Here is a 22,783-nt window from a genome sequence, read left to right on the forward strand (position 1 = left end):
TATGACACAGGCTGCCGTCACGCATGATGACATCATCGTCCCCGTCGGACATCTGAAGGCCTTCGGCATCGATGTGCTCGTGCGTTCGGGCATTCCTTCGGGCGATGCCGCGAAGATCATCGATCTCATGGTCGATGCGGATCTGACCGGCGCCGAAGCGCATGGCATGTACCGGCTGCCGCAATATGTGAAGCGCATCCGCGCCGGCGGCGTGAACAAGACGCCGAATATCACGGTGAACCGCACGGCGGCGGCAACGGCGCTTGTCGACGGCGATAATGGCATGGGCCATCTCGTCATGTCGCGTGCCGGCGAAACGGCCGTGAAGCTTGCGCAGGACAGCGGCGTCGGCTGGGTCGGCGTCCGCGGCTCAAACCATGCGGGGCCGGCCGCGCTTTATGCGGAAATGCCGGTCGCTCACGGCATGGTCGGTATTTACTCGGCGGTTGCCAGTGCCAATCACATGGCGATCTGGGGCGGCTCGGATTCTCTTCTCGGCACAAACCCGCTCGCCATCGCCATTCCCGCCGGCGAGGAACCGCCGATCGTTCTGGATATGGCGACGACGATTGTCTCCTACGGCACGGTGAAAGCTTCGGTTCTGAACGGCAAAGGCATCGCGCCCGGCTGGATGATCGACAAGAAAACCGGCGAGGCGCTGCTCGATGCGGACCGTCTGTCGGACGGCCTTCTTCTGCCGATCGGCGGTTATAAGGGCTCGGGGCTTGCGATGGTGCTCGGCTTTCTCGCCGGCACGCTGAACGATGCGGTGTTCGGGCGCGATGTCGTCGATTTCAACTACGACGACACGACGGTCACGAATACCGGCCATTTCATTCTCGCGCTCGATATCGCGCGCTTTGTCGACCCGGCCCGTTTCGGCGCCGAGATCGACCGCCATATCCGTGATCTCAAAGCCTCAACGCCGCTGCCCGGCCAGAAAATCCGCATGCCCGGAGAACGTCGCGGACCGATGCGCGCCGAAGGTCGCGCCAAGGGCGTGTCGTTCACGCCGGCGGTTCTGGCGCGCCTCAATCAGATGGCGCGCGATGTCGGCGCCGCCGAACTCGATAAGTGAGCCCTTCCGTGCAGACACCCATTATCGACTGCCACGCCCACATCATTCCGCCGAAACTCGTGCAGGAAATCCTGCGCAAGGGCTCGCATTACGGCGTCGAGACCGGCGGCAGCGAAAAAGCGCCGACCATTCGTCTCGAGGGCTCGACCTGGACGAAACCTCTGCCGATCCCGCTGACGCGGATCGACGAGCGCATCGAGACCATGGACAAGCAGAAGGTCGATGTGCAGGTCCTGTCGGGCTGGATCGATTTTTCCGGCTATACGATGCCGATCGAGGATGCCGTCCGCTTCTCCAATCTGCAGAACGAGACGATTGCCGAGGTCGTGGCCTCCAATAAGGACCGCTATGCCGGCGCGGGCAATGTGCCGCTGCAGGATGCGCGTGTCGCTGCCGAGATGCTGCGCCGCTGCGTCGAGGATTACGGCTTCAAATCGGTTCAGGTCGCGACCTATTTCGGCGGTCAGCGTTTCCTCGACGATCCGGCGCTCGATCCGTTCTGGGAAGCAGCGCAAGATCTCGAAGTTCTTCTTCTCTTCCATCCCTATGAAGAAAAGCACCCGGCCGGGCTCGACGACTTCTTCCTGCACAATTGCATCGGTTATCCGCTGCAGACGGCAATCGCGATTGCCCGGATGATCTTCTCCGGCGTCTTTACGCGCTATCCGCGCCTGCGCGCGCGATTCCCGCATGCCGGCGGTGCGCTGCCTTATCAGTTCGAGCGCATCCGCCGTGCCGCGGAAGTCAGACCCGAAGCCAAGGCCAAGGGCTATGCGGGCGATCCGCTCGACGTTTTGAAAACGCTCTATTTCGACACGGTGACGTCCAATCCGCCGACTTTGCGCTTCCTCGCCGATCTTGTCGGTGCGGAGCGCCTGATGCTTGGCTCGGACTATCCGTTCGATATGGCCGAGCGCGATCCCGTCGGAACGGTCGCGGCCGCCATCGACGAGCCGCATCGCACCGCCGTCCTCGGCGGAACCGCCCAGAAACTCTTGTGCCTGTCGCCACGCTGCGGGTGCGGCGGCCGGCCTCTCAAACCGCTCGCGGAGGCGGTGTAATCATGACCGAGAAACTTCATTTTACCGTGTCCGGACGCGGACCCCATCTTGTTCTTGCGCATTCGCTCGCCTCGAACAGCGATCTGTGGTCGGCGCAGCTGCCGCTGCTCGAAAAGCATTTCACAGTGCTGCGCTTCGACATTCGCGGCCATGGCAGAAGCCCGGCTCCGGCAGGCGCCTATACGATGGAAGAGCTGGCCGATGATGCGATTGCGCTGCTTGAAGGGCAGGGCATCAAGAAGGTCACCTGGGTTGCCGTGTCGCTCGGCGCCATGATCGGTCAGGTCGTTGCGCTGAAAAAGCCGGACCTTATCGAAAAGCTGGTTCTCGCCGATACGACCAGCGGTTATCCGCCGCCGGCCCAGGCCGCCTGGAACGAGCGCATCGAGCATGTCGAGCATGACGGCATGAACGGCGTCGTCAACGGCACGCTGTCGCGCTGGTTCACCGAAGGCTTTCAGACCAAGCATCCGGATAAGTTTGGACGCATCCGCGAGATGATCCTTGCGACCAATCCCGCCGGCTTTATCGGCTGCGGCAACGCGATCCGCGATTTCGATGTGAAATCCGAAACGCATCGCATTTCCTGCCCGACGCTGGTCATGGTCGGCGAGCACGACCAGGCGACGCCGCCCGATATGGCGCGCGGGATCGCGGCCTCGATTCCCGGTGCGAAATTCGTCCTCATTCCGGACGCCGCCCATCAGGCCGCCGTCGAGCAGCCGTCTTTCTTCAATGCGGAACTCGCAAAGTTCCTCAATCTGGTGGAGGCCCCGTGAAGCCTCCTTTTGCAGGGATCGCGCTCCACACCTGGAGCATCGATACGACGCCGATCGCCGAAGCCTTGCGCGCGGCGCGGGAAGGCGGCTGTCAGGCGGTCGAACTGCGCCGCATCGATTTCGTGCGGTCTTATGAGCGCGGTCTGACAAACGATCAGGTTCTGCAGATCGTCCGCGACAGCGGCATGCATGTCTGCACGCTCGGCGTCGAATATGGCTGGCTGTTTGCGACCGGCGAGGACAGCAAGCGGCTCTACAACGTATTTCGCGAGAGCTGCAAGAATGCGGTGGCCATCGGCTGCAAGCAGCTGATGAGCGCGCCCGGTCCGTTTGTCGGCACGATCAAGGACGCCATCCCGCATCTGAAGAACGCCGCCGAAATCGCCGGCGAACACGGGCTGACCCTCGCCATCGAATTCAACTCGCAGCATGACGTCCTGAACAAGGTCGATGTGCTGAGCGAGCTCATTTACGGCGCCGATGCGCCCAATGCCGGCATGCTGCTCGACGCCTATCATCTGCATCGCAGCGGCAGCCCGGGCCGCGGCTTTGAGAGCGTTGCGCCCGAGAAGCTGTTTGCTTTCCAGTACAGCGATTGCAGCGCAACGCCGGTGACGGGTGTCAAGCGCCCGATGGACCGCCTGTCGCCGGGCCTCGGCACGGTTCAGTGGGAGCCGCTGCTGCAGCTTCTCGCCGAGAAAAACTTCAAGGGCTATCTCAGCTATGAGGCGCCCAATCCCGTCTATTGGGAACACGATCCGATTGCGACCGTGCGGACCGCGGTCGAAGCGACGCACGACATTCTTTCACGTGTCTTCGGCAAAAACGCCAAGGCCTCACATAAATCGAGCGGTGCATGAAAAGCTTTGTTGTCGATACCCACGCGCATGTCTTCACCGAGGAGATGATCGCGCAGTTCCAGAAGAACGCGCCTTCGCTCAACGTGTCCCTGACGGATATCGACGCCGATGGCGGCGTGCTACGCATTGCCGGCATCGTCCAGAAGCCGTTCCCGCGTTCGGCCTGGGATCTTGACCGCCGGATCAAGGAGCTCGATGCGTGGGGCGTCGATTTCCAGATCGTCGCCAATGTGCCGCATACCTTCCTCTATGAATCGGAAGCTGCTCTGACCAACGAACTGGCGATCATGCAGAACGATGCGATCGCAGCTTTCGCCGCAGCCAATCCCAAGCGTTTTGGCGGTTTGGCGACGCTGCCGATGCAGGCTCCGAAACTTGCGGCGGCTGAGCTGCGCCGAGCGATGAAAGAGAAAGGTCTCAAGGGCTTTCATCTCGGATCGAATATCGGCGGCAAGAATCTCGACGAGCCGGATCTCGATGAAGTGTGGGAAGTAGCGAACGAGCTCAAAGCTTTCGTTCTTGTTCATCCGCACAAGATCGCGGCAGGCAATCGCCTTGAATCCTATTATCTGAAAAATCTCATCGGCAATCCGCTTGAGACGACGATTGCCGGCGCGTCGCTGGTTTTCGGCGGCGTGGTCGAGCGTTTCCCGAATATCAGCTTCTGCCTCGTCCATGGCGGCGGCTTCGTGCCGTATCAGCTCGGCCGTTTCCGCCATGGCTGGGACGTGCGCAACGAGCCGCGTCTGCGCATGCGCGGAACGCCCGAGGAATCGCTGTCGAAGCTCTATTACGACACGATCACCCACAATGACGAAGCGCTCGATTATCTCGTCAAGACCGCGGGCGCGGATCGTGTTCTCTACGGCAGCGATTATCCGTTCGACATGGCGGACGATGAGGGCCCGGCACGCGTGAAGAAGCTGAAAGCGCCGGAGGCGGCACTGACGGATATTCTCTCCGGCAACGCCAAGCGCCTGCTCAATATATAAAGGGCAGCGCTTGCGACGTAGCCGAAAGGCTGCGTCCGGAAGACCGCGGAGCGCATTATGCGCTTTCGATCGGGTTCCGCAGAATGCCGATGCCTTCGACTTCGACTTCGACGACATCGCCGGGTTTCATCCATACCGGCGGCTTGCGCGCATAGCCGACGCCGGACGGCGTGCCGGTCGCAATGACATCGCCCGGTTCGAGCGTCATGATGTCCGACAGCAGCGATACCGTGCGCGCCGTCGAGAAGATCATGTCGGATGTATCGCTGTCCTGCATGGTCTCGCCGTTGAGGCGCGTTGCGATGCGAAGTCCCGAAGCGCCGGGCGGCAGCGAATCCGCCGTCGCGATGACCGGTCCGAGCGGGCCGGTGCCGTCGAAATTCTTGCCCGCCGTCCATTGCGTCGTCTTGCGCTGATAATCGCGCACCGAGACATCGTTCATGATCGTGTAGCCGAAGACGTAATCAAGTGCCTTGTCTTCGGGGACATTGCGCGCGGTTTTACCGATGACGATGGTCAGCTCGCATTCATAGTCGAGCTTGTCCGAGACCTTCGGCCGGATGACCGGGGCGTTCGGCGCGACGATCGAGCTCTGCACGCGCACGAACAGAGACGGGTAGTCGGGGATCGGGTTGCCGCCCTCTTTGGCGTGCAGCGCATAGTTCAGCCCAAGGCACAGGATTTTTCCGGGGCGGGGGAGCGGCGGCAGAAGTTCGACCGAAGACAGCGCAACACCTTTGGCGTTCGGCAGCGCAGCGCCGATCTTTGCAAGGAGTGGCGCGCCCGCCGAAATGACGCCGATCATATCGCGCGGCGCATTGGGCAGAAGTTCGGGCAGCGCAAACACGGTTTCGCCCTCAACAATTCCAACCGTCTCTCCGGCCGCGCCGCGGAACGTCGCCAAATGCATTTTCGGAAGTCTCCTTTGTGATGGCGGCGACCTTATCCGCAATCGCCGGGCGGCGTCTCAACCAATCTTCAAATTGGTTGAAATTCACCCGTTCTCCCCCAGACGTTTCAGGGGTTTACTCGCGCCGGAAAACAACAGGCGCTGAGATGATACCGGACGTAAAACTTGCGCTGCACAGCTGGACGATCGACACGACGCCTTTGCCGGCTGTCCTCAGCGCTGCGCACAAAGCCGGCTATGACGCCGTGGAGTTGCGCCGGCTCGATTTCGTCCGCTGTTTCGAGAAAGGTCTTTCGCGCGAGGAGGTCGTCGAAACGATCCGCCAGTCGGGGATCGAGCTCGGCATCCTCGGCACCGAATATGGCTGGTTCTTTGCGCCGCCGGCCGAAAGGGAGCGTCTGTTCCAGGTTCTGAAGGAGACGTGCGAAATCGCGGTTGAGCTCGGCTGCGGGATGATCATGAGCGCGCCGGGCCAGGTTGTCGGTACGGTTTCCGAGGCGATCGCCGCGACCAAGGATGCTGCCGATATTGTTGCTGCGCATGGTTTGAAGCTCGCGCTCGAATTCAACTCGCAGCACGATGTGGTCAACAGCACGAATGCACTGCGCGAGATCATCGCCGGAGCGGGCAGACCGAATTGCGGCATGCTTCTCGACGCCTATCACCTGCATCGCGGCCCGGGCATCGCGGCGGGCCTGAAAGATGTGCGCGGCGAGGAAGTCTTCGTCTTCCAGTACAGCGATGCGCCGCCCGTGCCGGCGGCGGGCGTGCGCCGTCCCATCGATCGTCTTCCGCCCGGGCAGGGCGTGATCGAATGGGACCTGTTCCTCGGGCTCGTCGAGGACATGGGCTATCGTGGCTATCTCAGCTATGAGGCGCCCAATCCCGCTTTGTGGGCGCGCGATCCCGTCGAAGTCGCAAAAGACGGCGTGACCCGAACGAAATCCCTTCTGAAGCGCGGCGAGGCCGCGAACCAACACTCGATCTGAGAGGACCAACATGCCCAATATCAGTCTCACCCAGGCAAGCATGATCGTCGATGCGGCGCTGAAAGCCGCGCGCGATGCCAATATGGAGCCGCTCACGGTCGTCGTGCTGGACGGCGGCGGGCATATCGTTGCCGCAAAACGCGAGGATGAGAGCGGCATTCTCCGCTTCGAAATCGCCTTTGCAAAGGCGTTCGGCTCGCTCGGGTTCGGCTTCGGTTCGCGCGGTCTTGCCGCGCGCGCCGCCAAGGCGCCGGCCTTCATTACCGCCGTGGGCTCGATTGCCGAAGGGCGCATGGCGCCTGTCCCGGGCGGCGTCATTATCCGCGATGCCAATAAGAAGGTACTCGGCGCGGTCGGAATTTCCGGGGATACCGGCGACAATGACGAAGCCGCAGCGCTTGCCGGCATTACGGCGGCCGGGCTGAACGCGGACACCGGAGCCTGAGATGACGACCATGCTCGGTAAAAAGCATTCGGATGTGCAGGAGAGCAAAAAGCTGGCGCTTACTCTTGCCTGCACGCATACCGACCGTTCGTCGCCGCTGCTCGACGGGCGGATCAAAGTTCCGGGCGTCGAGATCGTGCCCCTGCCGGGGCAGACGCAGGAAATTTTCCGGCGCGTTCTGACCGAGGAGGCTTTCGACATCGCCGAAATGTCGATGGGCACGCATATCGTTCAGAGCGCCCGCGGCGCCGATGCCTATGTCGCCATTCCAGTGTTTCTGTCGCGGGCGTTCCGCCACGCGTCGATCTTCATCCGCACCGATCGCGGCATCGAAAAGCCGCAGGATCTGCGCGGCAAGAAGATCGGCATCGAGCAGTTCCAGCAGACCATCGGCCTTTGGGTGCGCGGCATTCTCGCCGACAGCTTCGGCGTCAAGACGGCGGATATGGCATGGCGTACCGGCGGGCTCGAACAGCCGGGCGGCGGCGAGCGTCTGAAGATCGCGCCTCCGCCGGGTGTCGATCTGCAACAGATCCCCGCTGACGCGACGCTGAACGGAATGCTGGTGTCCGGTGAACTCGATGCGGTTATCGCAACGCGCATTCCCTCAAGCTATCAGCAGGGAAATCCGGTCATAGGCCGTCTCTTTCCGGATTATCAGCGCGCCGAGATCGCCTATTTCAAACAGACGCGGGCTTTCCCAATCATGCATTGCGTCGTCGTGCGCCGGCGGCTGGTCGAAGAGAACCCGGCGCTTGCCGCCGATCTCTTCCAGGCTTTCGTCAAAGCCAAGGCGCATGCGCTGAGCGAAATGGTGCACACCAACATTCCGCGTGTCACGCTGCCCTGGATTCACGAGCACTATTCGGAAACGCGCGCACTGATGGGCGATCATCTATGGGCCTATGGGCTGCCGGCAAGCCGGCATGAACTCGAGATGATGCTGCGCTACGCGCTGAGCGATGGGCTCATCGACAGAAAATTGCGGCCGGAGGACCTGTTCCATCCGAGCACGCACGATCTCAAGGACCATTAAGAGAGCTGACGCTCAGGGCGCCGGCTGACGCGATTTCTTTTTGCGGGCCGGCGCCCATTTGCGCGAGGTCTGGGATTCCTGACGCAGACGCACCGAGATCAGATGATCGCGCATGGCGTCGGACGCACGCGCCGGATTGCGCGCAACGATCGCCTGATAGATCGCCTGATGCTCGGCAAAGCCGGGATAATTGCCCGGCGGGGCTTTCAGCGGACGCGCTGTGTCGAGCGTACGGCGAACGGCATTCAGCGTTTCGAACAGGCCGGTCATCAGCTTGTTGCGCGCCGCGAGCGCAATCGCGAGATGGAAGCGGTGATCCCACGCTTCATAAACGCGCCAGATGCGCGCTTCACGGCAGCGCTTTTCGCAGAGCTTCATCTCGGCAAAATCGGCATCGATGCCGCGCATGGCGGCCAGCCGCGCAATCTCCGGCTCGAGCGCAAGCCGCGCCTCGAGAATTTGCGCCGGGGTGGTGATGCTGCCGAGAAAGCGGATGTCGTCGAGATTGACGACGGGGCGCGCACCGATAAACGTGCCGCGGCCGATATGGCGCCAGATCTGTCCTTCGCCTTCCAGCACGGCGAGCGCCTTGCGCAGCTCGGTCCGGCTGACGCCGAGCATCTCGCTCAAGGTCCGTTCCGGCGGCAGGCGCTCGTTCAGCGCCGGTGAGCGCTTGGCGAGATAGTCGCGGACGGTCGACAGGATGTCGGGCGGCTTCGGCATGCCCGTATTTTAGCAGGGGCGCCGCAGCGAAGCCAATCGGCTCAGTACTCTCCTAACTGGTAGACCGCCCGTCACTACACTAGTATTTGCTTCGTTTCTCTCAGCCGGGGGCACTCATGACCGCGTTCAACGTCGTACGCTTCAAGGTTAAATCCGGGATGGAGGCGCCTTTCCTCGATGCTCACCGGAATCTAGCTGCCGAATGGGCCGGACTGAGCCATGCCAACATCATCGAGCTGGGCGAGGGGCGCTACTGCCTCGTTGCGGAATGGGAAAGCCTGGAGGTCCTGGCTGCCGCCCGCCCGCTGATGATCGCAACCCTGAACAGCTTCCGTGCGACGCTCGAGGATCTCGGAGGCGGGCTGGGTGTGACGGATGCCGTCTCGGGAAAGGTCGTTCTGGCAATCAAGTAGGTCGCGGCTGCCGAAACATCGCATTTGAAATATCTCGGGAGCGAAAAGGCTTCGGCTGCGGATTTGACCTAGATCAAATTCGGGTGGCGGCCTGTCCATAATATCCGAGCGGAAATCCGCGTGTGCGGCCGCGTTGCGAGCGCAATCCCTATGGCAACAAGAGGGATGATGTATCTGATTTCGCTCAGCCTTCGGTGCGCCGAGTGGCAACGCGGTGAGAGGGCGGTGCGCGCCCGCCTCGCGCTTCTTTTCGCCTTTGCCGCTTTAACATTTGTATTGCCGGCGGCAGCCCAGGAGAAGGCGCCGGCAGCGTCCAATGTCAGCACCGTCGCGGCCGAGAAGCGCGCCATCTCTCAATCCGCTCAGTTTGTCGGCCGCGTCGAGGCGGTGGAGCGGGTCGATATCCGCGCCCGCGTGACCGGCTTTCTCGAAGAGGTTCTGTTCAAGGACGGCGAAACGGTGAAGAAGGGCGCGCCGCTCTACCGGATCGAGCAGGCACCGTTCCAGGCCGCCGTTCAGCAGGCCGAAGCCAATGTCCAGCGCGCCCAGGCGACGGTCGACAACGCCGTCGTGCAGCGCCAGCGTGCCGAACAATTGCTGCTGACCAACGCCACCTCCGTCGCCGCCCGCGACGACAAGGTGGCGGCGCAGAAGACGGCGGAGGGCGATCTTGCTGCCGCAACGGCTGCGCTCGAAACCGCAAAGATCAGTCTCGCCTATACCGACATCGCCTCGCCGATCGACGGCCAGATCGGCCGTACCGCGGTGACGCGCGGCAATGTCGTCGGCCCCGACAGCGGCGTGCTGACGACGATCGTGTCCTCCGATCCGATGTATGTCGTCTTCCCGGTCAGCCAGCGCGAATTCCTGCGTCTTGCCGAACGGCACGGCCAGAAGGAGAACCGGGAGAACTTCAAGGTCTTCATCACGTTCTCGAACGGCCGCCGCTATGCGCAAGCAGGCACAATCGATTTTGTCGATGTGAAGGTCGACCGCGGGACCGATACGATTCCCGTCCGCGCCTCGTTCGCAAATTCCGGAGGTGAGCTGGTCGATGGTCAGCTCGTCCAGGTCGATGTCGAGACCAGCGCCGCCGAGGAGCATGTGCTGATCCCCCAGAACGCGCTGATCGCCGATCAGGAAGGCGTTTATGTCTTCATCGTCGAGGAAGGTAAGGTCGCACAGCGCCGGCTGAAAGTCGGCCAGCCCTCGGGCGCCTCCATCGTCGTGACCGAAGGCCTGTCGGGCGGCGAGCCGGTGATCGTCGGCGGGCTGCAGAGCCTGAGACCGGGAACGCCGGTGACGGCTGTGCCCATCGAAAAACCGGTCGGCGGGTAGACGCCGATGCTGTCGTCGATTTTCGTAGATCGGCCACGGCTTGCGATCGTTATCGCTCTCGTCACCGCGATTGCCGGCCTTGTTTCGCTTCTCTCCATTCCCGTCGCGCAGTTTCCCGACATCGTGCCGCCGCAGGTCTCGGTCGTCGCGAACTATCCCGGCGCGTCATCCGAAGTCGTGGAAGCCACTGTCGCGCAGGTGATCGAGTCGCAGGTCATCGGCGTCGACAAGATGATCTATATGAAGAGCATCTCCGGCAATGACGGCAGCTATTCGCTGCTCGTCTCGTTCGAGCTCGGCACCGATCCCGATATCAACACCGTCAACGTCAACAATCGCGTGCAGATCGCGCTGGCGAAAATGCCCGAAGAAGTGAAGCGCTCGGGCGTGCGCGTGCAAAAGAAGTCATCCGCGCTGCTCGGCGTTATCGCCGTTTATTCTCCGGAAAAGACGCATGACGAGCTGTTTCTCTCGAACTATGTGACGATCAATCTTCTCGATCAGATCAAGTCGACGCCCGGCGTCGGCGATGCGACGCTTTTCGGTGCGCAGGATTATTCCATGCGCATCTGGATCCGCACCAATCAGCTGACCGGCATGGGGCTGACGACGGGCGATGTCATTTCCGCCATCCAGTCGCAGAACACGCAAGCCGCTGTCGGCCGTATCGGCGCGCGGCCGATCTCCGAAGATCAGCAGCTGCAGCTGAACATCCAGACCAAAGGCCGCCTGTCTTCAGCCGCGGAATTCGAGAACATCATCATCCGCACGAACCCGGATGGCTCCGTGCTGCGCCTCAAAGACATCGCCCGCGTCGAACTTGGCGCGGCGAGCCTTGACCGCGCCACACGGCTCAACGGCGTCTCCGCCTCGCTCATCGGCATTTATCAGGCGCCGGGGGCGAACGCCCTGCAGACCATGGACGCGCTGAAGAAGCTGATGGCGGACAACGCCAAACAATTCCCCGAAGGCGTCACCTGGAAGCTGACCTACGACCCGACGACGTTTGTGACCGCAACCATCGACAAGGTGATCCACACCCTCTTTGAGGCGGCGGCGCTCGTTCTTCTCGTCGTCTTCATCTTCCTCGGCAATTTCCGCGCGACGCTCATTCCAATGATCGCCGTGCCCGTCAGCCTGATCGGCACCTTCATCGTGCTGAACGCGATCGGCTATACGGCCAACACCGTCTCACTTCTGGCGATGATCCTTGCCATCGGCATCGTCGTTGACGATGCGATTGTCGTGGTCGAAGCGGTCGAAGAGACCATGCACGCGCACCCGGAACTCAGCCCGGCCGATGCGACCAAGCTTGCGATGCAGGGCATCTTCGCGCCGATCATCGCGATTACGCTTGTGCTTCTGGCGGTGTTCGTGCCGGTCGCCTTCATCCCCGGAATCTCGGGCGAACTCTTCCGGCAATTTGCCGTCACCGTCGCCGTGTCGATGTTCCTGTCGGCAATCAATGCGCTGACGCTCTCGCCGGCGCTGTGCTCGATCCTGCTGAAACCGGCGCATGGGCCCAAACAGGGTTTCATGGGCAAGGTCATGACGCGCATCGACGATGTGCGCGACCGCTATGCGGACGTGGTCTCGCGCCTTGTGCGCCGGGCGATTGTCGGCATCGGCATTGTCGGTGCGGCCTTTGCCGCCATTCTTCTTCTGTCGCGCATCACGCCCGGCGGCTTTCTGCCCTCCGACGATCAGGGTGCCTTCTTCGTCATTGTGCAATTGCCGGACGGCGCCTCCGTCGGCCGCACGCTCGATGTCGTGGCGCAGGTCGAAGAGATCGTGAAAAAGGAAGACGCGATCGCCGACGCGAATTCCATTGTCGGTCTCAACTTCGTCGACAATTATTCGCAGCCGAATGCGGGATTTCTCGTTCTGACATTGAAGCCGTTCGATGAGCGCAGCAGCGACCAGACGGCGGATGCCGTCATCGCCCGTCTTGCGCAGAGCCTGCATCAGGTGAAGGGCGGCGTTGCCGTGCCGCTTGCGCCGCCGCCCATCATCGGCCTCGGCTCGGGCGGCGGTTTCAGTTTCGTGTTGCAGGATCTGCAGGGCGGCTCGGCGCAGAACCTCGCCCAGGTTTTGCGCGGCCTTGTCATTGCCGCCAATCAGAATGAAAACCTGCAGCGGGTGTTTTCGACCTTCTCGGCGACGAGCCCATCCATTTATCTCGACATCGACCGCGACAAGGCGCGCATTCTCGGCGTCGATATCTCATCGCTGTTTCAGGCGCTGCAGGCCTCGCTCGGCGGTTTCTACGTCAACGACATCAATCTGTTCGGCCGCACCTGGCAGGTGCAGATCCAGGCCGAAGGCGAAGACCGCGCCTCGATCGACGATATCTACCGCATCAATGTGCGCTCGAGCGACGGCAAGATGATCCCGCTGCAGAGCCTGGTTGAGACGCGCATCGTGCTCGGGCCGCAGGGCCTCATCCGCTACAACAACACGCGCGCCGCAACGGTGCAGGGCGGGCCCGCGCCCGGCGTCTCGTCCGGACAGGCTTTGGCCGAGATGGACCGCGTTGCGGCGGCGACATTGCCCGCTGGCTATCGCGGCTCGTGGACGGACATTTCCTTCCAGGAAAAGCGTGCCGAAGGACAGACGGCCATCATCCTCGCCTTCGCGCTTCTCTTTGCGTATCTCTTCCTCGTCGGTCTGTACGAAAGCTGGACGATCCCGATCCCGGTTCTTCTGTCGGTCAGCGTCGGCGTTGCGGGCGCGTTCTTTGCCATTGTCGTCGCGCGGCTGACGCTCGATCTCTACGCGCAGATCGGCATGATCGTTCTGATCGGCCTTGCCGCGAAGAACGGCATTCTCATCGTCGAATTCGCCAAGATGCGGCGCGAGCAGGGCATGCCTTTGCTCGAAGCCGCGATCGAGGGCGCGCGGCTGCGCTTCCGCCCGGTGATGATGACGTCCTTTGCCTTCATCCTCGGTCTCGTGCCGTTGGTGATCGCTTCCGGCGCCTCGAAGCTTGCCTTCCGCGATGTCGCGACGCCCGTCTTCGGCGGCATGCTCTTCGCTTCGATCATCGGCATCTTCGCCATCCCGCCGCTCTATGTCCTGTTCCAGGCTGTGCGGGAGAAATTGCGGCCGGGCGCGCGCCCCGAACCGGCCCCGGCGGCATCTTCCCCGAAGAAATAGACCGAACCGTAAGAGGCTGGGAATTAAGTCCGGATTTCCGCGAAACCGGCGGATTCGTCCCCAGTTATGAGGCCAAAAGCCGCGAAGATGGCCGGCCTCGGCGGGCCTTCATTGCAGAAATATGACAGCCTGCGTATAGGCCCCGGATAGAAGGGCTGCCGCCCGGGAGATGCGATGCTGAGCTGGTTCAGGAATATGATGCCGAAGGAGGAAAGCTTCTTCGACCTGTTCATGCAGCATTCGCTGCTGGTGGTGGCTGGCGCCGAGGCGCTGCAGGGCGTGCTGCGCGGCGGCGACGAGGTCTCGCACTACGCCAAGATCGTCATGGACCGCGAAGACGATGCGGATGAAATCACCCGTCAGGTGATGCTGGCGGTGCGCCGCAGTTTCATCACGCCGTTCGACCGCTCGGACATCCAGCGTCTCATCCAGTCGCTCGACGATTCAATCGACCAGATGAAGAAGACGGTGAAATCGATCGAGCTGTTCGAGGTCAAGGAATTCGACCCGGCCATGGCCGCGATGGGCGATGCCATTGCCGAAGCCTCGCGCCTGACGGCGCAGGCCGTATCGCTGCTCGGCCGCGTCGGGCAGAACGCCTCGCGTCTCTCATCGCTCGCGCAGCAGGTGACGCATATCGAAGGCCGCGCCGACGATCTGCATGAAGAGGGGCTCAAAGCGCTCTATCTGGCTCATCGCAACAGCAATGCGATGCCTTATATCGTCGGATCCGAAATCTACGGCAATCTCGAACGCGTCATGGACCGGCTCGAGGATGTCGCCAACGAGATCAGTGCCATCGTCATCGAGAACGTCTGATCCATGGGCGATGTCATTTTAGCCGCGCCTGTTCTGTTCGCATTGGTCGGCGTCGCGCTTCTTTTCGATTTTCTGAACGGCCTGCACGATGCGGCGAATTCCATCGCCACGATCGTTTCGACGCGTGTGTTGCGGCCGCAATATGCCGTGGCCTGGGCGGCGTTCTTCAACTTCATCGCCTTCCTGTTCTTCGGCCTGCACGTCGCCGAGACGATCGGCAAAGGCATCGTCCATCCCGATGTCATCGATCCTGCGGTGATCTTCGCCGCGCTCGTCGGTGCCATCGCCTGGAACATCATCACCTGGGTGCTCGGCATTCCTTCCAGCTCCTCGCACGCGCTGATCGGCGGCCTTGTCGGCGCCGCGGTCGCCAAAGCCGGCACCGGCTCGGTTGTGATCTATGGTCTTGCGAAAACGGCCGCCGCGATCGTCCTGTCGCCGATGACCGGCTTCATCCTCGCGCTGTTTCTCGTCCTGGCCGTGTCCTGGATCTTCGTGCGGCACACGCCCTTTGCCGTCGACTCGACCTTCCGCGTCCTGCAATTCATCTCGGCCTCGCTCTATTCGCTTGGCCATGGCGGCAATGACGCGCAGAAGACCATGGGCATCATCGCCGTGCTTCTGTTCTCGCAGGGGCTTCTCGGTCCGGAATTCTATGTGCCGTTTTGGGTCGTCATCACCTGTCAGGCGGCTTTGGCGCTCGGCACGCTTCTCGGCGGCTGGAGGATCGTCCATACGATGGGATCGCGGATCACGCGCCTGACGCCGATGCAGGGCTTCTGCGCCGAGACGGGCGGGGCGATCACGCTCTTCATGGCGACCTATCTCGGCATTCCGGTATCGACGACGCATACGATCACCGGCGCGATTGTCGGTGTCGGCGCCGCCCGCCGCACCTCGGCGGTGCGCTGGGGCGTTGCGCGCCATATCGTTGTCGCCTGGGTGCTGACGCTGCCGGCGGCCGCTTTGATTGCGGCGGCGACCTATACCGTCACGGTCTGGCTCCTCGTCTGATCAGCTTCTGGTATGCCAGGAGAGAAACGCGCGCATGCGCGGGCATTGCCCGCCGACTCTCGATACGAGAGCGCGGTCAGTAGGACTGAAGCTGCCCGACCAGGAACGCCGACCACATCCATTGCGCGGCAAAACATGCGGCCACTCCGGCGGCATGCGTCAGCCATTCGGCAAAGTTGGATGGCGGCCGGTTATCGTTGGCGATAGTCCGGGTCAGGTAGTCGGCCGAGGGCTCTAAGGGGCCCCTATTGCATGCTTGACTGCAAGCCATGGCGTACCTCGAACGCCAAGACTAAGCGCGCCGTTCCGCGTCGTCTAGATGGTCTTCACGCGATCGGTGCGGTTTCCAAATCTTCCGAAGATTTAGGTCGAATGTTCATCGAATGCCCGTGCCAGAGGATCTCGCCCGGCAGCCACCCGCGCAGCCAAGAGGCGGGCTGTAAAAAGTCACGGATCAGCATGGCGATAGGCTGCGTCCAGGAGACATGCCAGCCTTTGCTCGCTGCCAGCATGACTTCCGGAAGATAGTTCAGCGCAAGAACCGCTGCCCCAATTCCGGCTGGATTGTGGCCGGCGCTGCCCGCCGCAATTGCGGCGAAGACGGCCGGCATCAGCCCGCCGATAAAGACTTCCGGTGCGTACAGGGCCGGGAAGGTGACGCGGCGCAGGCGCGCCCAGCGGATCTGCCGCGACCAGATCTGGCGGAAGCTGCGTGGGCCGAGCGGCTGTTCGAACGGCGTGTCGGCGAGGTGAACGTGGCGCCCGGCGCGGCGGACAAGTTTGGTTGCCGCAGCGTCCTCGGCGATCTCGGCCGAAAGCGCGCGGATGCCGCCTTCGCCTTCAAGCAGCGGCGCATACCAGAGCATGCTCTTGCCCTGTGCATACCCCATGCCCAAGGACTCGCCCGTATATTGCCAGCGCGCCTGCAGCGTATTGAGGAAGGCGCATTCGACTTCGGCCCAGAAATTCTGCGGGCGCGATCCGATCGGCGTCGAGCAGACAAGGCCCGTATCCTCGCGCCAGCCGGCAAAGAGCTGCTGCAGATAATCCGGCGGCATCAGAACATTCGAGTCCGCAAGAACGATCCAGGGATGGCGCGCCGCGTCCCAGCCCTTCACGCAATTATTGAGTTTGGGATTTTCGCAGAAAGCGTCGTCGCCGACGAGGAGGCGGGCGCTGACATTGGGATGGGCGGCAATGGCGCGGCGGATGCGCGGGCCGATAGGATCGCCTTCGTCCTGCAGGCAGAAGATCAGTTCGTAGAAGGGATAGTCGAGCGCAAAGGCGCGAGCGATCGTCTCGTCCGAAAAGGTCTCGACGCCGCGCACCGGAATGACGACCGAAACCCAGGGCTCGCTCGCATGCGCGGGGAGGCGCTCATAAGGTTTCAGCCGCCGGGCGGAGAGGGCAAGGCTGACGAGATTGGTCCCGGCCAAAGCGGCGGCAAGACCCGCGGCCACGAGGGTGACGCTCATCCGATCTCCGATTGAGGAAATGCCCGAACTGGGAATCCCGCCAATTAGGGCAGAGCGGATGACAAGGTTATGACGGGTTAGCCGCGCTCGCGGGTATCGGCGAATTTCAGCGAGGGCCAGTCCTGCTTGGCCTGATCGAGCGTCCAGGCATTGCGGGCGAGGAAGACGAGCGCGCCGTCGCGGTCCTCGGCCACCGAGGATTTGTTCGAATCGAGGAATTTGTCGATCTGGCCCTTGTCGTCACTGGCGATCCAGCGCGCGGTGACGAAGGGCGCCGGCTCGTAGCGGATCGGAACGCCATATTCCTTGTCCATACGCGAGGCGAGAACGTCGAGCTGCAGCGGGCCGACGACGCCGACAATGGCCTGCGAGCCGATGAGAGGCCGGAAGACCTGCGTCACGCCTTCCTCGGCCATGTCCTGCAAAGCGCGGCCGAGCTGTTTTGCCTTCATCGGATCGTCGAGATGGACGCGGCGCAAAATCTCGGGGGCAAAGTTCGGAATGCCTTCGAAGCGGATCGTCTCGCCCTCGGTCAGCGTATCGCCGACGCGCAGCATGCCGTGGTTCGGAATGCCGATAATGTCGCCGGGCAGGGCCTCGTCCGCCGTCTCGCGCTCCTGGGCGAAGAAGAAGATGGGCGCCGCGATGGTGACGAGACGGTTCTCGCGCACATGAAAGAGCTTCATGCCGCGTTTGAACTTGCCCGAGCACAGGCGGATGAAGGCGACGCGGTCGCGGTGCTGCGGGTCCATATTGGCCTGCACCTTGAACACGAAACCGGTCACCGGTTTTTCCTCGGCCGAGACCTTGCGCACATTGGCGGGGCGCGTTGTTGGCGGCGGTGCGAAATCGGCCAGCGCCTGCAGAAGTTCGGCGACGCCGAATTCCTTCAGTGCCGAACCGAAATAAACCGGCGACAGATGGCCCTCGCGGAAGGCCTGAAGATTAAATTTCGGCAGAACGCCTTCGGCCAGTTCAAGGCTCTCCAGCGTCGGCGTCAGAATATGCGGTTCGATGCCGGTGGTTGAGAGTTCGGACGCGTCTTTAAAAGCGACGATCTTTGCGGCACGGCCGCCGCGCTCTTCGGGCAGGATGGCGCGCTTGCCGGTGATGTCGATGAGGCCGCGGAAATCGGTGCCGAGGCCGATGGGCCAGGTCTGCGGCGCAAGATCGAGCGCAAGGCCCGAGGAGATATCGTCGAGCAAAGTCAGCGGATCGACGCCTTCGCGGTCGACCTTGTTGATGAAGGTGACGATCGGGATGTCTCTGAGACGACAGACTTCAAAGAGCTTGCGTGTCTGGGTTTCGATGCCTTTCGCCGCGTCGATCACCATGACGGCGGCATCGACGGCGGAGAGCGTGCGATAGGTGTCTTCCGAGAAGTCCGAGTGGCCGGGCGTGTCGAGCAGGTTGAAGGTGATGCCGTCGCGCTCGAAGGTCATCACCGAAGAGGTGACGGAGATGCCGCGCTTCTGCTCGATGTCCATCCAGTCCGAGCGCGCGCGCCGGCGCTCGCCGCGCGCCTTCACATCGCCGGCGGCGCGGATGGCGCCGCCCGCCAGAAGCAGGCGTTCGGTCAGCGTCGTCTTACCGGCGTCCGGATGCGAGATGATCGCAAAGGTCCGGCGGGAAGCGTGGGGCGCAACGGCTTTATCTGCGGTCATGGCCGCGGGGGCTTTTCTCTAGAGATCGGAATTGGCCTTCAGGTAACAGCCCAGGGCCTCACCGGCAATAAGTCGTGCGGCCGTCTTTGCCCCGGCGGGCGAGGTCGAGGTGGAAATGCTCCTCATGGGCCGCAACCCCCGGGCCGAGCACGGTGGTGAAGGGGCCGCAGGCCTCTTTGCGGATATCGTTGAGGAAGCCGAGTTCCGCCTCGCCCTTGTCGCTGACCGGGACGACGACGCCGTTTTCCCGCTCGAACCCGCCAATATCGAGGGCATTGGCGATGCCGTGTTCCGACATTTTGGCGCTTGGGTCGCGGTTGCGGCCCCGGCATTCATAGCCGCCGGTCTGGCGGAACTCCCTTATCGTACCGCCGAGATGTTTGATGGCGGCGGGCTGAACGGAGGTCGTCAGCCAGCCGAGCGCCGTGCCCGCCACCTGACAGCTGGTGGTGACCGGGTTCTCCAGCGTGACTTTCGGCCCGTCCTTGGGCGTGAAGGCCTTGAGCCTGATCGGGGTCAGCGCCCCGCATTGGCCTTCCATGATCCGCGGCAGGCGCTCGAACTCGATCTCGCCTTTGGCCTCGAGCTCGTCGCAGACGGGATCGGGCAGGGGATCGTTCGGCACCTCGGCCTCGACGAGGCCGGGCGGCGGCGGGTGCGGGCCGTAATCGGGCTTGATGTTTTTGGGCCGCGGCGCGGGCAGGGGCACGAACTCGGCGGTATCGCTCTCCGGCACCGGTGCGTGAATCATCTCGTGCTCGGATGTCTTTGTGCTGGCGGGGTTTTCCTTCGTCTGTTCAGGCTTTTCCGCCGTCTTCTCGGTCTTGCCGGACTTCTCTGTCTTCTCTGCCTTTTTCTCTTCGGCCTTTTTCTCTTCGTTCTTTTTGGCTTCCGCCGCCGGGGGCTTGACCGTCAGCGCATCCGGCCGCGGTGTCGGCACGGGCGCCGGGATCTTGGCGATGTCTTCGGGCTTGGGCTCAGTGCTCGCCTCAGTCGGTTTGGGCTCTGCCGTGCCGTCCTTCGGCGTGGCCTCGGTCGCAGGAGCGGGTTTGGCGGCCAGCGCCTCGGGACGCGGTTTGGGCAGAGGGGCTTTGGCGGGCTTGCTGCTCGCGGCCCTTTTCTTCTTGGGCTTCTTCGTCTTCCCGTCGATCGCCGCGGCTATTTCGGAAATCAGCGAGCTGGCGTGCAGCGGCGGCCCCGCCGGCGCTGCCGAGGCAGCAAGGGTCAAACTCACAAACAGGAGGAGAGCAGGCGCGAGCACGTTCACTTAGGTTAAACGCAGCGAACGGCTGCGAGGTTCACGCGCAGGGTAAAGTCAGCTGCCGAAAATATCGGCTTCGACCGAAGTCTGCTGCTGATGCGCGGTCTGTTGGGAGGCCGCCTGTTCGGCGGGATTGGCAGGGCTCGTCGGATTGGCGGGGCTGGTCACAGGGATCGCCGTGGTCAAAGGGCCCGCCGTGTTCACAGGGCTCGTTGTTGCGGCCGGACTCGCCGAGCTGGCGGCGCTGCCGTTCGAGGCGGTGATCCGGGCAAGATCCAGCGCCAGCCATTCGATCTGCTGGCGGAGCGCGCTGATGTCTTCTGTGCCGATATCGGCCTTCTTCTCATTTGTGGCGAGCAGCCTCTGCACGGCATCGGCACGCTGGGTCTCGCCGCGCGCTGCCTCATTGGCCTTTTCGAGCCGCGCCTGAGCGTCGCCCAATTCCTTCTTCGTCGCTTCGAGCTGGTTCTGCAGCGTCTCGGCCGTCAGCTTCATCTGCTTGATTTCGATGGAGGCGTTCTGAAGGTCGGTCTGGCGCGTATTGGCGACGAACTCGATGTCCGAACGCTCCTTCTCGCGGGCGCGGACCTTGCGCTGCTCTTCGGCAAGGCCGGCCTTCATTTCGGCAAGGCGCGCCTTGAAGGCTTCGACCTCGTGCCGCAGCGACTCGATCGTGTCCGTCGAGGCCTTGTCGCGCACATCGGAGGAGGAGAGCTTCGAATTGGCGTCGGCCAGCGCGTTGCGCAGTGCGAGATTGGCGGTGTCCCGGCGGCCGACATCGGCCATGCTCTGGGTCATCTTATCGCGCATGATATTGATTTGGCGCTCGAGCTTGCGGTGTTCGATGGCGACTTCGGCGCGCAGAAGATCGCGCGAGGCGACGATCTCGTCCCGCGACAAAGGCAGACGGCGCATGATGCGATGCGTCGTCAGACGCACCGCTCGATTCCACAACGCTCGTCCCATGAACAACGCAACAAGGCTTGCCGTCAGAAAGCCGAGCGCGGCGTAGAGTAGCGGCTCGACCATTCGTCAGCCTGTTTTCCGCCTATCGGTGGATGTCATATGCCACGCGGAAGGCATAAGGGCCAGAGGCTCAGAAGGGGTTCCACGTCCCGCGTGGGGTAAACTTCAGATAGCCCACATTGACGCCGAACCGCGCCCCGACGCCGGTCTGGATCGGCACCAGGACAATTCCATCAAGCGACAGCGCGGTCATGCCGAGGCCACCCACGACATAGGCCGAGCCGTTCACGCCGGGAAAGCGGCGCAGCAGGCTGTCGCCGCTCGGCAGATTGTAGACGAGGATCATGGTGCGGGCGCCTTCGCCGCCGAGGTCGAAGCCGACCGAGGGGCCCTGCCAGTAGACGGAGCGCTCCTCGCCGTCCTTCATGTACAGCTTGCCGTCGCCATAGCGCAGGCCGACGCCGATGGCGCCCGACCCTTCCTGGCCGAGAATATAGCCGTTGGGGCGGCCCCAGCGGCTGCCGGCATGCTCGACGAGGGTTGCGAGTTCACGCGAGGTGGTGCCGAAGAATTTGTGGCCCTTCGAGACGATTTCTTCGGTCGAATAGGTATCGCGCTCATATTGCGCGGCGGCCGGCGCAGTCAGGACAGCGGCACATAGTGGCGCGAGCGCCAGCGCCAGGGCCGTACGCAAAGCAAGAAGCTGCATGGAAAGTTACCCCTTTTGGGCCGCTGGATCCGGCGAGGACGTCGACGCTCTTGTAATCTTCTGGCGTCCGCCGGGCGGCGGCTGCGAATCCGTCACCAATTTCGCCCGGAATCGTGACCGAGCGAAGGCTTTTTTACGCCTCGCAACGGCATCCCCTGTGTTTGAGGACACGTGTTCGCTAGTTTTGGGAGAAACGTCGTCTCTATGTTTGGGGCACACGTCCCCAGGCGATGAACGGCCCGTTGAGGAAGCGGGTGTCGGTCTTGGCGTAGCGCAGAAGCCTGCCGTCGGGATCGCGCACCCCGCCGCCCGCCGCCGTCAGAAGCGCTTCGCCCGCAGCGGTGTCCCATTCCATGGTTCCCGCAAAACGGGCGTAGACATCGGCACTCCCTTCCGCGACGAGCGCGAATTTATAGGCCGAGCCGAGCCGCTGGCGTTCTTTCGCCCCCAGAAGATCGAGAAATTTCTCCGTCTGCGCATCGTTGTGGCCGCGGCTCGTGAGTGCGAGCGGCGGTGAAGCGAGGGGGCGGGTCTCAATGGGTGCGAAGGCGTCTTCCGCCGGCACAAGACCCGGCGCATGCAGCGCCCGCGCGGCGCCGGCGCCCACAAGCCCGCGATAGGAGCGGCCCAAAGCCGGGACGGCGAGAATGCCGAGGCAAGGCCGTCCGCCCTCGATCAGGCCGATATTGACCGTATATTCGGCGCGGCCCGACAGATATTCCTTGGTGCCGTCGAGCGGATCGATGACGAGGAAAGTGCCGCTGGTATCGGGGACCTTGCCGTCCGAGGCCTGTTCTTCGGCGAGCACAGGAACGCCCGGCAGGATGCGCGCGAGGCCTTCGAGCAGCATTTCCTCGGCCCTGACATCGGCATTGGTGACGGGCGATTCGTCTTTCTTGCTGCGGACTTCGAGGCCGCCCTCCGAAAAGCTCAAAATCAGCCGTCCGGCCTCCGCGGCAAGCCGGGCGAGAAGCGGGACGAGTTCGGTATGGGCGCGGGACGGGCGGTCCATGGTGGGACGGCGTTCTCGATATTGGGGCTAAAAGCTAAGGGCCGGGTGCGAATCTGGAAGGCGCGGTGTATCACGCCTCGGGT

The 22,783-nt window shown here is 62.8% G+C and carries 21 protein-coding genes; 13 read left to right on the top strand and 8 right to left on the bottom strand.

Annotated elements, in window-relative coordinates; translation table 11 throughout:
- Window position 1 precedes the first annotated feature (1 nt).
- From IZ6_RS03440 to IZ6_RS03460, 5 genes are read left to right on the top strand one after another with little or no spacing between them, the layout of a single operon-like run.
- Window positions 2-1,078: an Ldh family oxidoreductase gene (locus IZ6_RS03440; RefSeq protein WP_222876616.1), complete on the top strand. Its 1,077-nt coding sequence runs from the start codon at window positions 2-4 to the stop codon at window positions 1,076-1,078.
- Window positions 1,079-1,086: 8 nt separating this feature from the next.
- The gene (locus tag IZ6_RS03445; RefSeq protein ID WP_222876617.1) at window positions 1,087-2,139 is read left to right on the top strand and encodes an amidohydrolase family protein; all 1,053 of its coding nucleotides are present in this window, start codon (window positions 1,087-1,089) and stop codon (window positions 2,137-2,139) included.
- 2 nt (window positions 2,140-2,141) lie between these two features.
- Window positions 2,142-2,918, top strand: coding sequence for an alpha/beta fold hydrolase (locus tag IZ6_RS03450; protein ID WP_222876618.1), 777 nt, complete (start codon window positions 2,142-2,144; stop codon window positions 2,916-2,918).
- The gene (locus IZ6_RS03455; RefSeq protein ID WP_222876619.1) at window positions 2,915-3,778 is read left to right on the top strand and encodes a sugar phosphate isomerase/epimerase family protein; all 864 of its coding nucleotides are present in this window, start codon (window positions 2,915-2,917) and stop codon (window positions 3,776-3,778) included. The genes IZ6_RS03450 and IZ6_RS03455 overlap by 4 nt, the downstream gene beginning before the upstream one ends.
- Window positions 3,775-4,770, top strand: a complete 996-nt coding sequence (locus tag IZ6_RS03460; RefSeq protein ID WP_222876620.1) for an amidohydrolase family protein — start codon at window positions 3,775-3,777, stop codon at window positions 4,768-4,770. Before IZ6_RS03455 ends, IZ6_RS03460 begins: the two co-directional genes overlap by 4 nt.
- A gap of 55 nt (window positions 4,771-4,825) precedes the next feature.
- Here the strand turns inward: IZ6_RS03460 and IZ6_RS03465 are convergent, their stop codons facing one another.
- Window positions 4,826-5,680 (bottom strand): fumarylacetoacetate hydrolase family protein, encoded by an 855-nt coding sequence (locus IZ6_RS03465; protein ID WP_222876621.1) that lies wholly within the window; start codon window positions 5,678-5,680, stop codon window positions 4,826-4,828.
- A 146-nt stretch (window positions 5,681-5,826) separates the two neighbouring features.
- On the opposite strand from IZ6_RS03465, the gene IZ6_RS03470 reads away from it, so the two are divergent.
- Genes IZ6_RS03470 through IZ6_RS03480 form a run of 3 tightly spaced genes read left to right on the top strand, consistent with a single transcriptional unit; the run spans window position 5,827 to window position 8,150 of the window.
- Window positions 5,827-6,669 carry a sugar phosphate isomerase/epimerase family protein gene (locus IZ6_RS03470; protein ID WP_222876622.1) on the top strand — a complete coding sequence of 281 codons (843 nt, stop codon included), beginning with the start codon at window positions 5,827-5,829 and terminating at the stop codon, window positions 6,667-6,669.
- Window positions 6,670-6,679: 10 nt separating this feature from the next.
- Complete coding sequence (locus IZ6_RS03475) at window positions 6,680-7,114, top strand: GlcG/HbpS family heme-binding protein (RefSeq protein WP_222876623.1); 435 nt, start codon at window positions 6,680-6,682, stop codon at window positions 7,112-7,114.
- Between the two features lies 1 nt (window position 7,115).
- A complete protein-coding gene (locus IZ6_RS03480; protein WP_222876624.1) occupies window positions 7,116-8,150 on the top strand; it encodes an ABC transporter substrate-binding protein in 1,035 nt (344 codons plus the stop codon).
- 12 nt (window positions 8,151-8,162) lie between these two features.
- Here IZ6_RS03480 and IZ6_RS03485 read toward each other — a convergent pair whose 3' ends face one another.
- Window positions 8,163-8,873: a FadR/GntR family transcriptional regulator gene (locus IZ6_RS03485; RefSeq protein ID WP_222876625.1), complete on the bottom strand. Its 711-nt coding sequence runs from the start codon at window positions 8,871-8,873 to the stop codon at window positions 8,163-8,165.
- 116 nt (window positions 8,874-8,989) lie between these two features.
- Between IZ6_RS03485 and IZ6_RS03490 the strand changes: the two genes are divergently transcribed.
- From IZ6_RS03490 to IZ6_RS03510, 5 genes are all read left to right on the top strand, one after another.
- Window positions 8,990-9,286 carry a DUF718 domain-containing protein gene (locus IZ6_RS03490; protein WP_222876626.1) on the top strand — a complete coding sequence of 99 codons (297 nt, stop codon included), beginning with the start codon at window positions 8,990-8,992 and terminating at the stop codon, window positions 9,284-9,286.
- 225 nt (window positions 9,287-9,511) lie between these two features.
- Window positions 9,512-10,624 carry an efflux RND transporter periplasmic adaptor subunit gene (locus tag IZ6_RS03495; RefSeq protein ID WP_225873989.1) on the top strand — a complete coding sequence of 371 codons (1,113 nt, stop codon included), beginning with the start codon at window positions 9,512-9,514 and terminating at the stop codon, window positions 10,622-10,624.
- 6 nt (window positions 10,625-10,630) lie between these two features.
- Entirely contained in the window at window positions 10,631-13,780 is a 3,150-nt protein-coding gene (locus tag IZ6_RS03500; RefSeq protein WP_222876627.1) for an efflux RND transporter permease subunit, read from the top strand.
- Between the two features lie 174 nt (window positions 13,781-13,954).
- A complete protein-coding gene (locus IZ6_RS03505; protein ID WP_222876628.1) occupies window positions 13,955-14,599 on the top strand; it encodes a DUF47 domain-containing protein in 645 nt (214 codons plus the stop codon).
- Between the two features lie 3 nt (window positions 14,600-14,602).
- Window positions 14,603-15,613, top strand: a complete 1,011-nt coding sequence (locus tag IZ6_RS03510; protein ID WP_222876629.1) for an inorganic phosphate transporter — start codon at window positions 14,603-14,605, stop codon at window positions 15,611-15,613.
- A gap of 326 nt (window positions 15,614-15,939) precedes the next feature.
- On the opposite strand, the gene IZ6_RS03515 is transcribed toward IZ6_RS03510, so the two are convergent.
- From IZ6_RS03515 to cysQ, 6 genes are all read right to left on the bottom strand, one after another.
- The gene (locus tag IZ6_RS03515; RefSeq protein ID WP_222876630.1) at window positions 15,940-17,088 is read right to left on the bottom strand and encodes a ceramide glucosyltransferase; all 1,149 of its coding nucleotides are present in this window, start codon (window positions 17,086-17,088) and stop codon (window positions 15,940-15,942) included.
- 77 nt (window positions 17,089-17,165) lie between these two features.
- Complete coding sequence (locus tag IZ6_RS03520; protein ID WP_222876631.1) at window positions 17,166-18,752, bottom strand: peptide chain release factor 3; 1,587 nt, start codon at window positions 18,750-18,752, stop codon at window positions 17,166-17,168.
- A gap of 58 nt (window positions 18,753-18,810) precedes the next feature.
- The gene (locus IZ6_RS03525) at window positions 18,811-19,980 is read right to left on the bottom strand and encodes an extensin family protein (protein WP_222876632.1); all 1,170 of its coding nucleotides are present in this window, start codon (window positions 19,978-19,980) and stop codon (window positions 18,811-18,813) included.
- An 87-nt stretch (window positions 19,981-20,067) separates the two neighbouring features.
- Window positions 20,068-21,042: a hypothetical protein gene (locus IZ6_RS03530; RefSeq protein WP_222876633.1), complete on the bottom strand. Its 975-nt coding sequence runs from the start codon at window positions 21,040-21,042 to the stop codon at window positions 20,068-20,070.
- A gap of 67 nt (window positions 21,043-21,109) precedes the next feature.
- Window positions 21,110-21,688, bottom strand: a complete 579-nt coding sequence (locus IZ6_RS03535) for a DUF1134 domain-containing protein (protein WP_222876634.1) — start codon at window positions 21,686-21,688, stop codon at window positions 21,110-21,112.
- A 202-nt stretch (window positions 21,689-21,890) separates the two neighbouring features.
- Entirely contained in the window at window positions 21,891-22,700 is an 810-nt protein-coding gene (gene cysQ / locus IZ6_RS03540; RefSeq protein ID WP_222876635.1) for a 3'(2'),5'-bisphosphate nucleotidase CysQ, read from the bottom strand.
- Window positions 22,701-22,783 lie beyond the last annotated feature (83 nt).

This window comes from Terrihabitans soli, assembly GCF_014191545.1.
GTDB lineage: Bacteria > Pseudomonadota > Alphaproteobacteria > Rhizobiales > Methylopilaceae > Flaviflagellibacter > Flaviflagellibacter soli.

What these genes read in the sequence shown, in the direction of transcription:
- IZ6_RS03440 (WP_222876616.1), top strand. Translation starts at nt 2, where the DNA reads ATGACACAGGCTGCCGTCACGCATGATGACATCATCGTCCCCGTCGGA.
- IZ6_RS03450 (WP_222876618.1), top strand. Translation starts at nt 2,142, where the DNA reads ATGACCGAGAAACTTCATTTTACCGTGTCCGGACGCGGACCCCATCTT.
- IZ6_RS03460 (WP_222876620.1), top strand. Translation starts at nt 3,775, where the DNA reads ATGAAAAGCTTTGTTGTCGATACCCACGCGCATGTCTTCACCGAGGAG.
- IZ6_RS03465 (WP_222876621.1), bottom strand. Translation starts at nt 5,680, where the DNA reads ATGCATTTGGCGACGTTCCGCGGCGCGGCCGGAGAGACGGTTGGAATT.
- IZ6_RS03470 (WP_222876622.1), top strand. Translation starts at nt 5,827, where the DNA reads ATGATACCGGACGTAAAACTTGCGCTGCACAGCTGGACGATCGACACG.
- IZ6_RS03475 (WP_222876623.1), top strand. Translation starts at nt 6,680, where the DNA reads ATGCCCAATATCAGTCTCACCCAGGCAAGCATGATCGTCGATGCGGCG.
- IZ6_RS03480 (WP_222876624.1), top strand. Translation starts at nt 7,116, where the DNA reads ATGACGACCATGCTCGGTAAAAAGCATTCGGATGTGCAGGAGAGCAAA.
- IZ6_RS03485 (WP_222876625.1), bottom strand. Translation starts at nt 8,873, where the DNA reads ATGCCGAAGCCGCCCGACATCCTGTCGACCGTCCGCGACTATCTCGCC.
- IZ6_RS03490 (WP_222876626.1), top strand. Translation starts at nt 8,990, where the DNA reads ATGACCGCGTTCAACGTCGTACGCTTCAAGGTTAAATCCGGGATGGAG.
- IZ6_RS03500 (WP_222876627.1), top strand. Translation starts at nt 10,631, where the DNA reads ATGCTGTCGTCGATTTTCGTAGATCGGCCACGGCTTGCGATCGTTATC.
- IZ6_RS03505 (WP_222876628.1), top strand. Translation starts at nt 13,955, where the DNA reads ATGCTGAGCTGGTTCAGGAATATGATGCCGAAGGAGGAAAGCTTCTTC.
- IZ6_RS03510 (WP_222876629.1), top strand. Translation starts at nt 14,603, where the DNA reads ATGGGCGATGTCATTTTAGCCGCGCCTGTTCTGTTCGCATTGGTCGGC.
- IZ6_RS03515 (WP_222876630.1), bottom strand. Translation starts at nt 17,088, where the DNA reads ATGAGCGTCACCCTCGTGGCCGCGGGTCTTGCCGCCGCTTTGGCCGGG.
- IZ6_RS03520 (WP_222876631.1), bottom strand. Translation starts at nt 18,752, where the DNA reads ATGACCGCAGATAAAGCCGTTGCGCCCCACGCTTCCCGCCGGACCTTT.
- IZ6_RS03530 (WP_222876633.1), bottom strand. Translation starts at nt 21,042, where the DNA reads ATGGTCGAGCCGCTACTCTACGCCGCGCTCGGCTTTCTGACGGCAAGC.
- IZ6_RS03535 (WP_222876634.1), bottom strand. Translation starts at nt 21,688, where the DNA reads ATGCAGCTTCTTGCTTTGCGTACGGCCCTGGCGCTGGCGCTCGCGCCA.
- cysQ (WP_222876635.1), bottom strand. Translation starts at nt 22,700, where the DNA reads ATGGACCGCCCGTCCCGCGCCCATACCGAACTCGTCCCGCTTCTCGCC.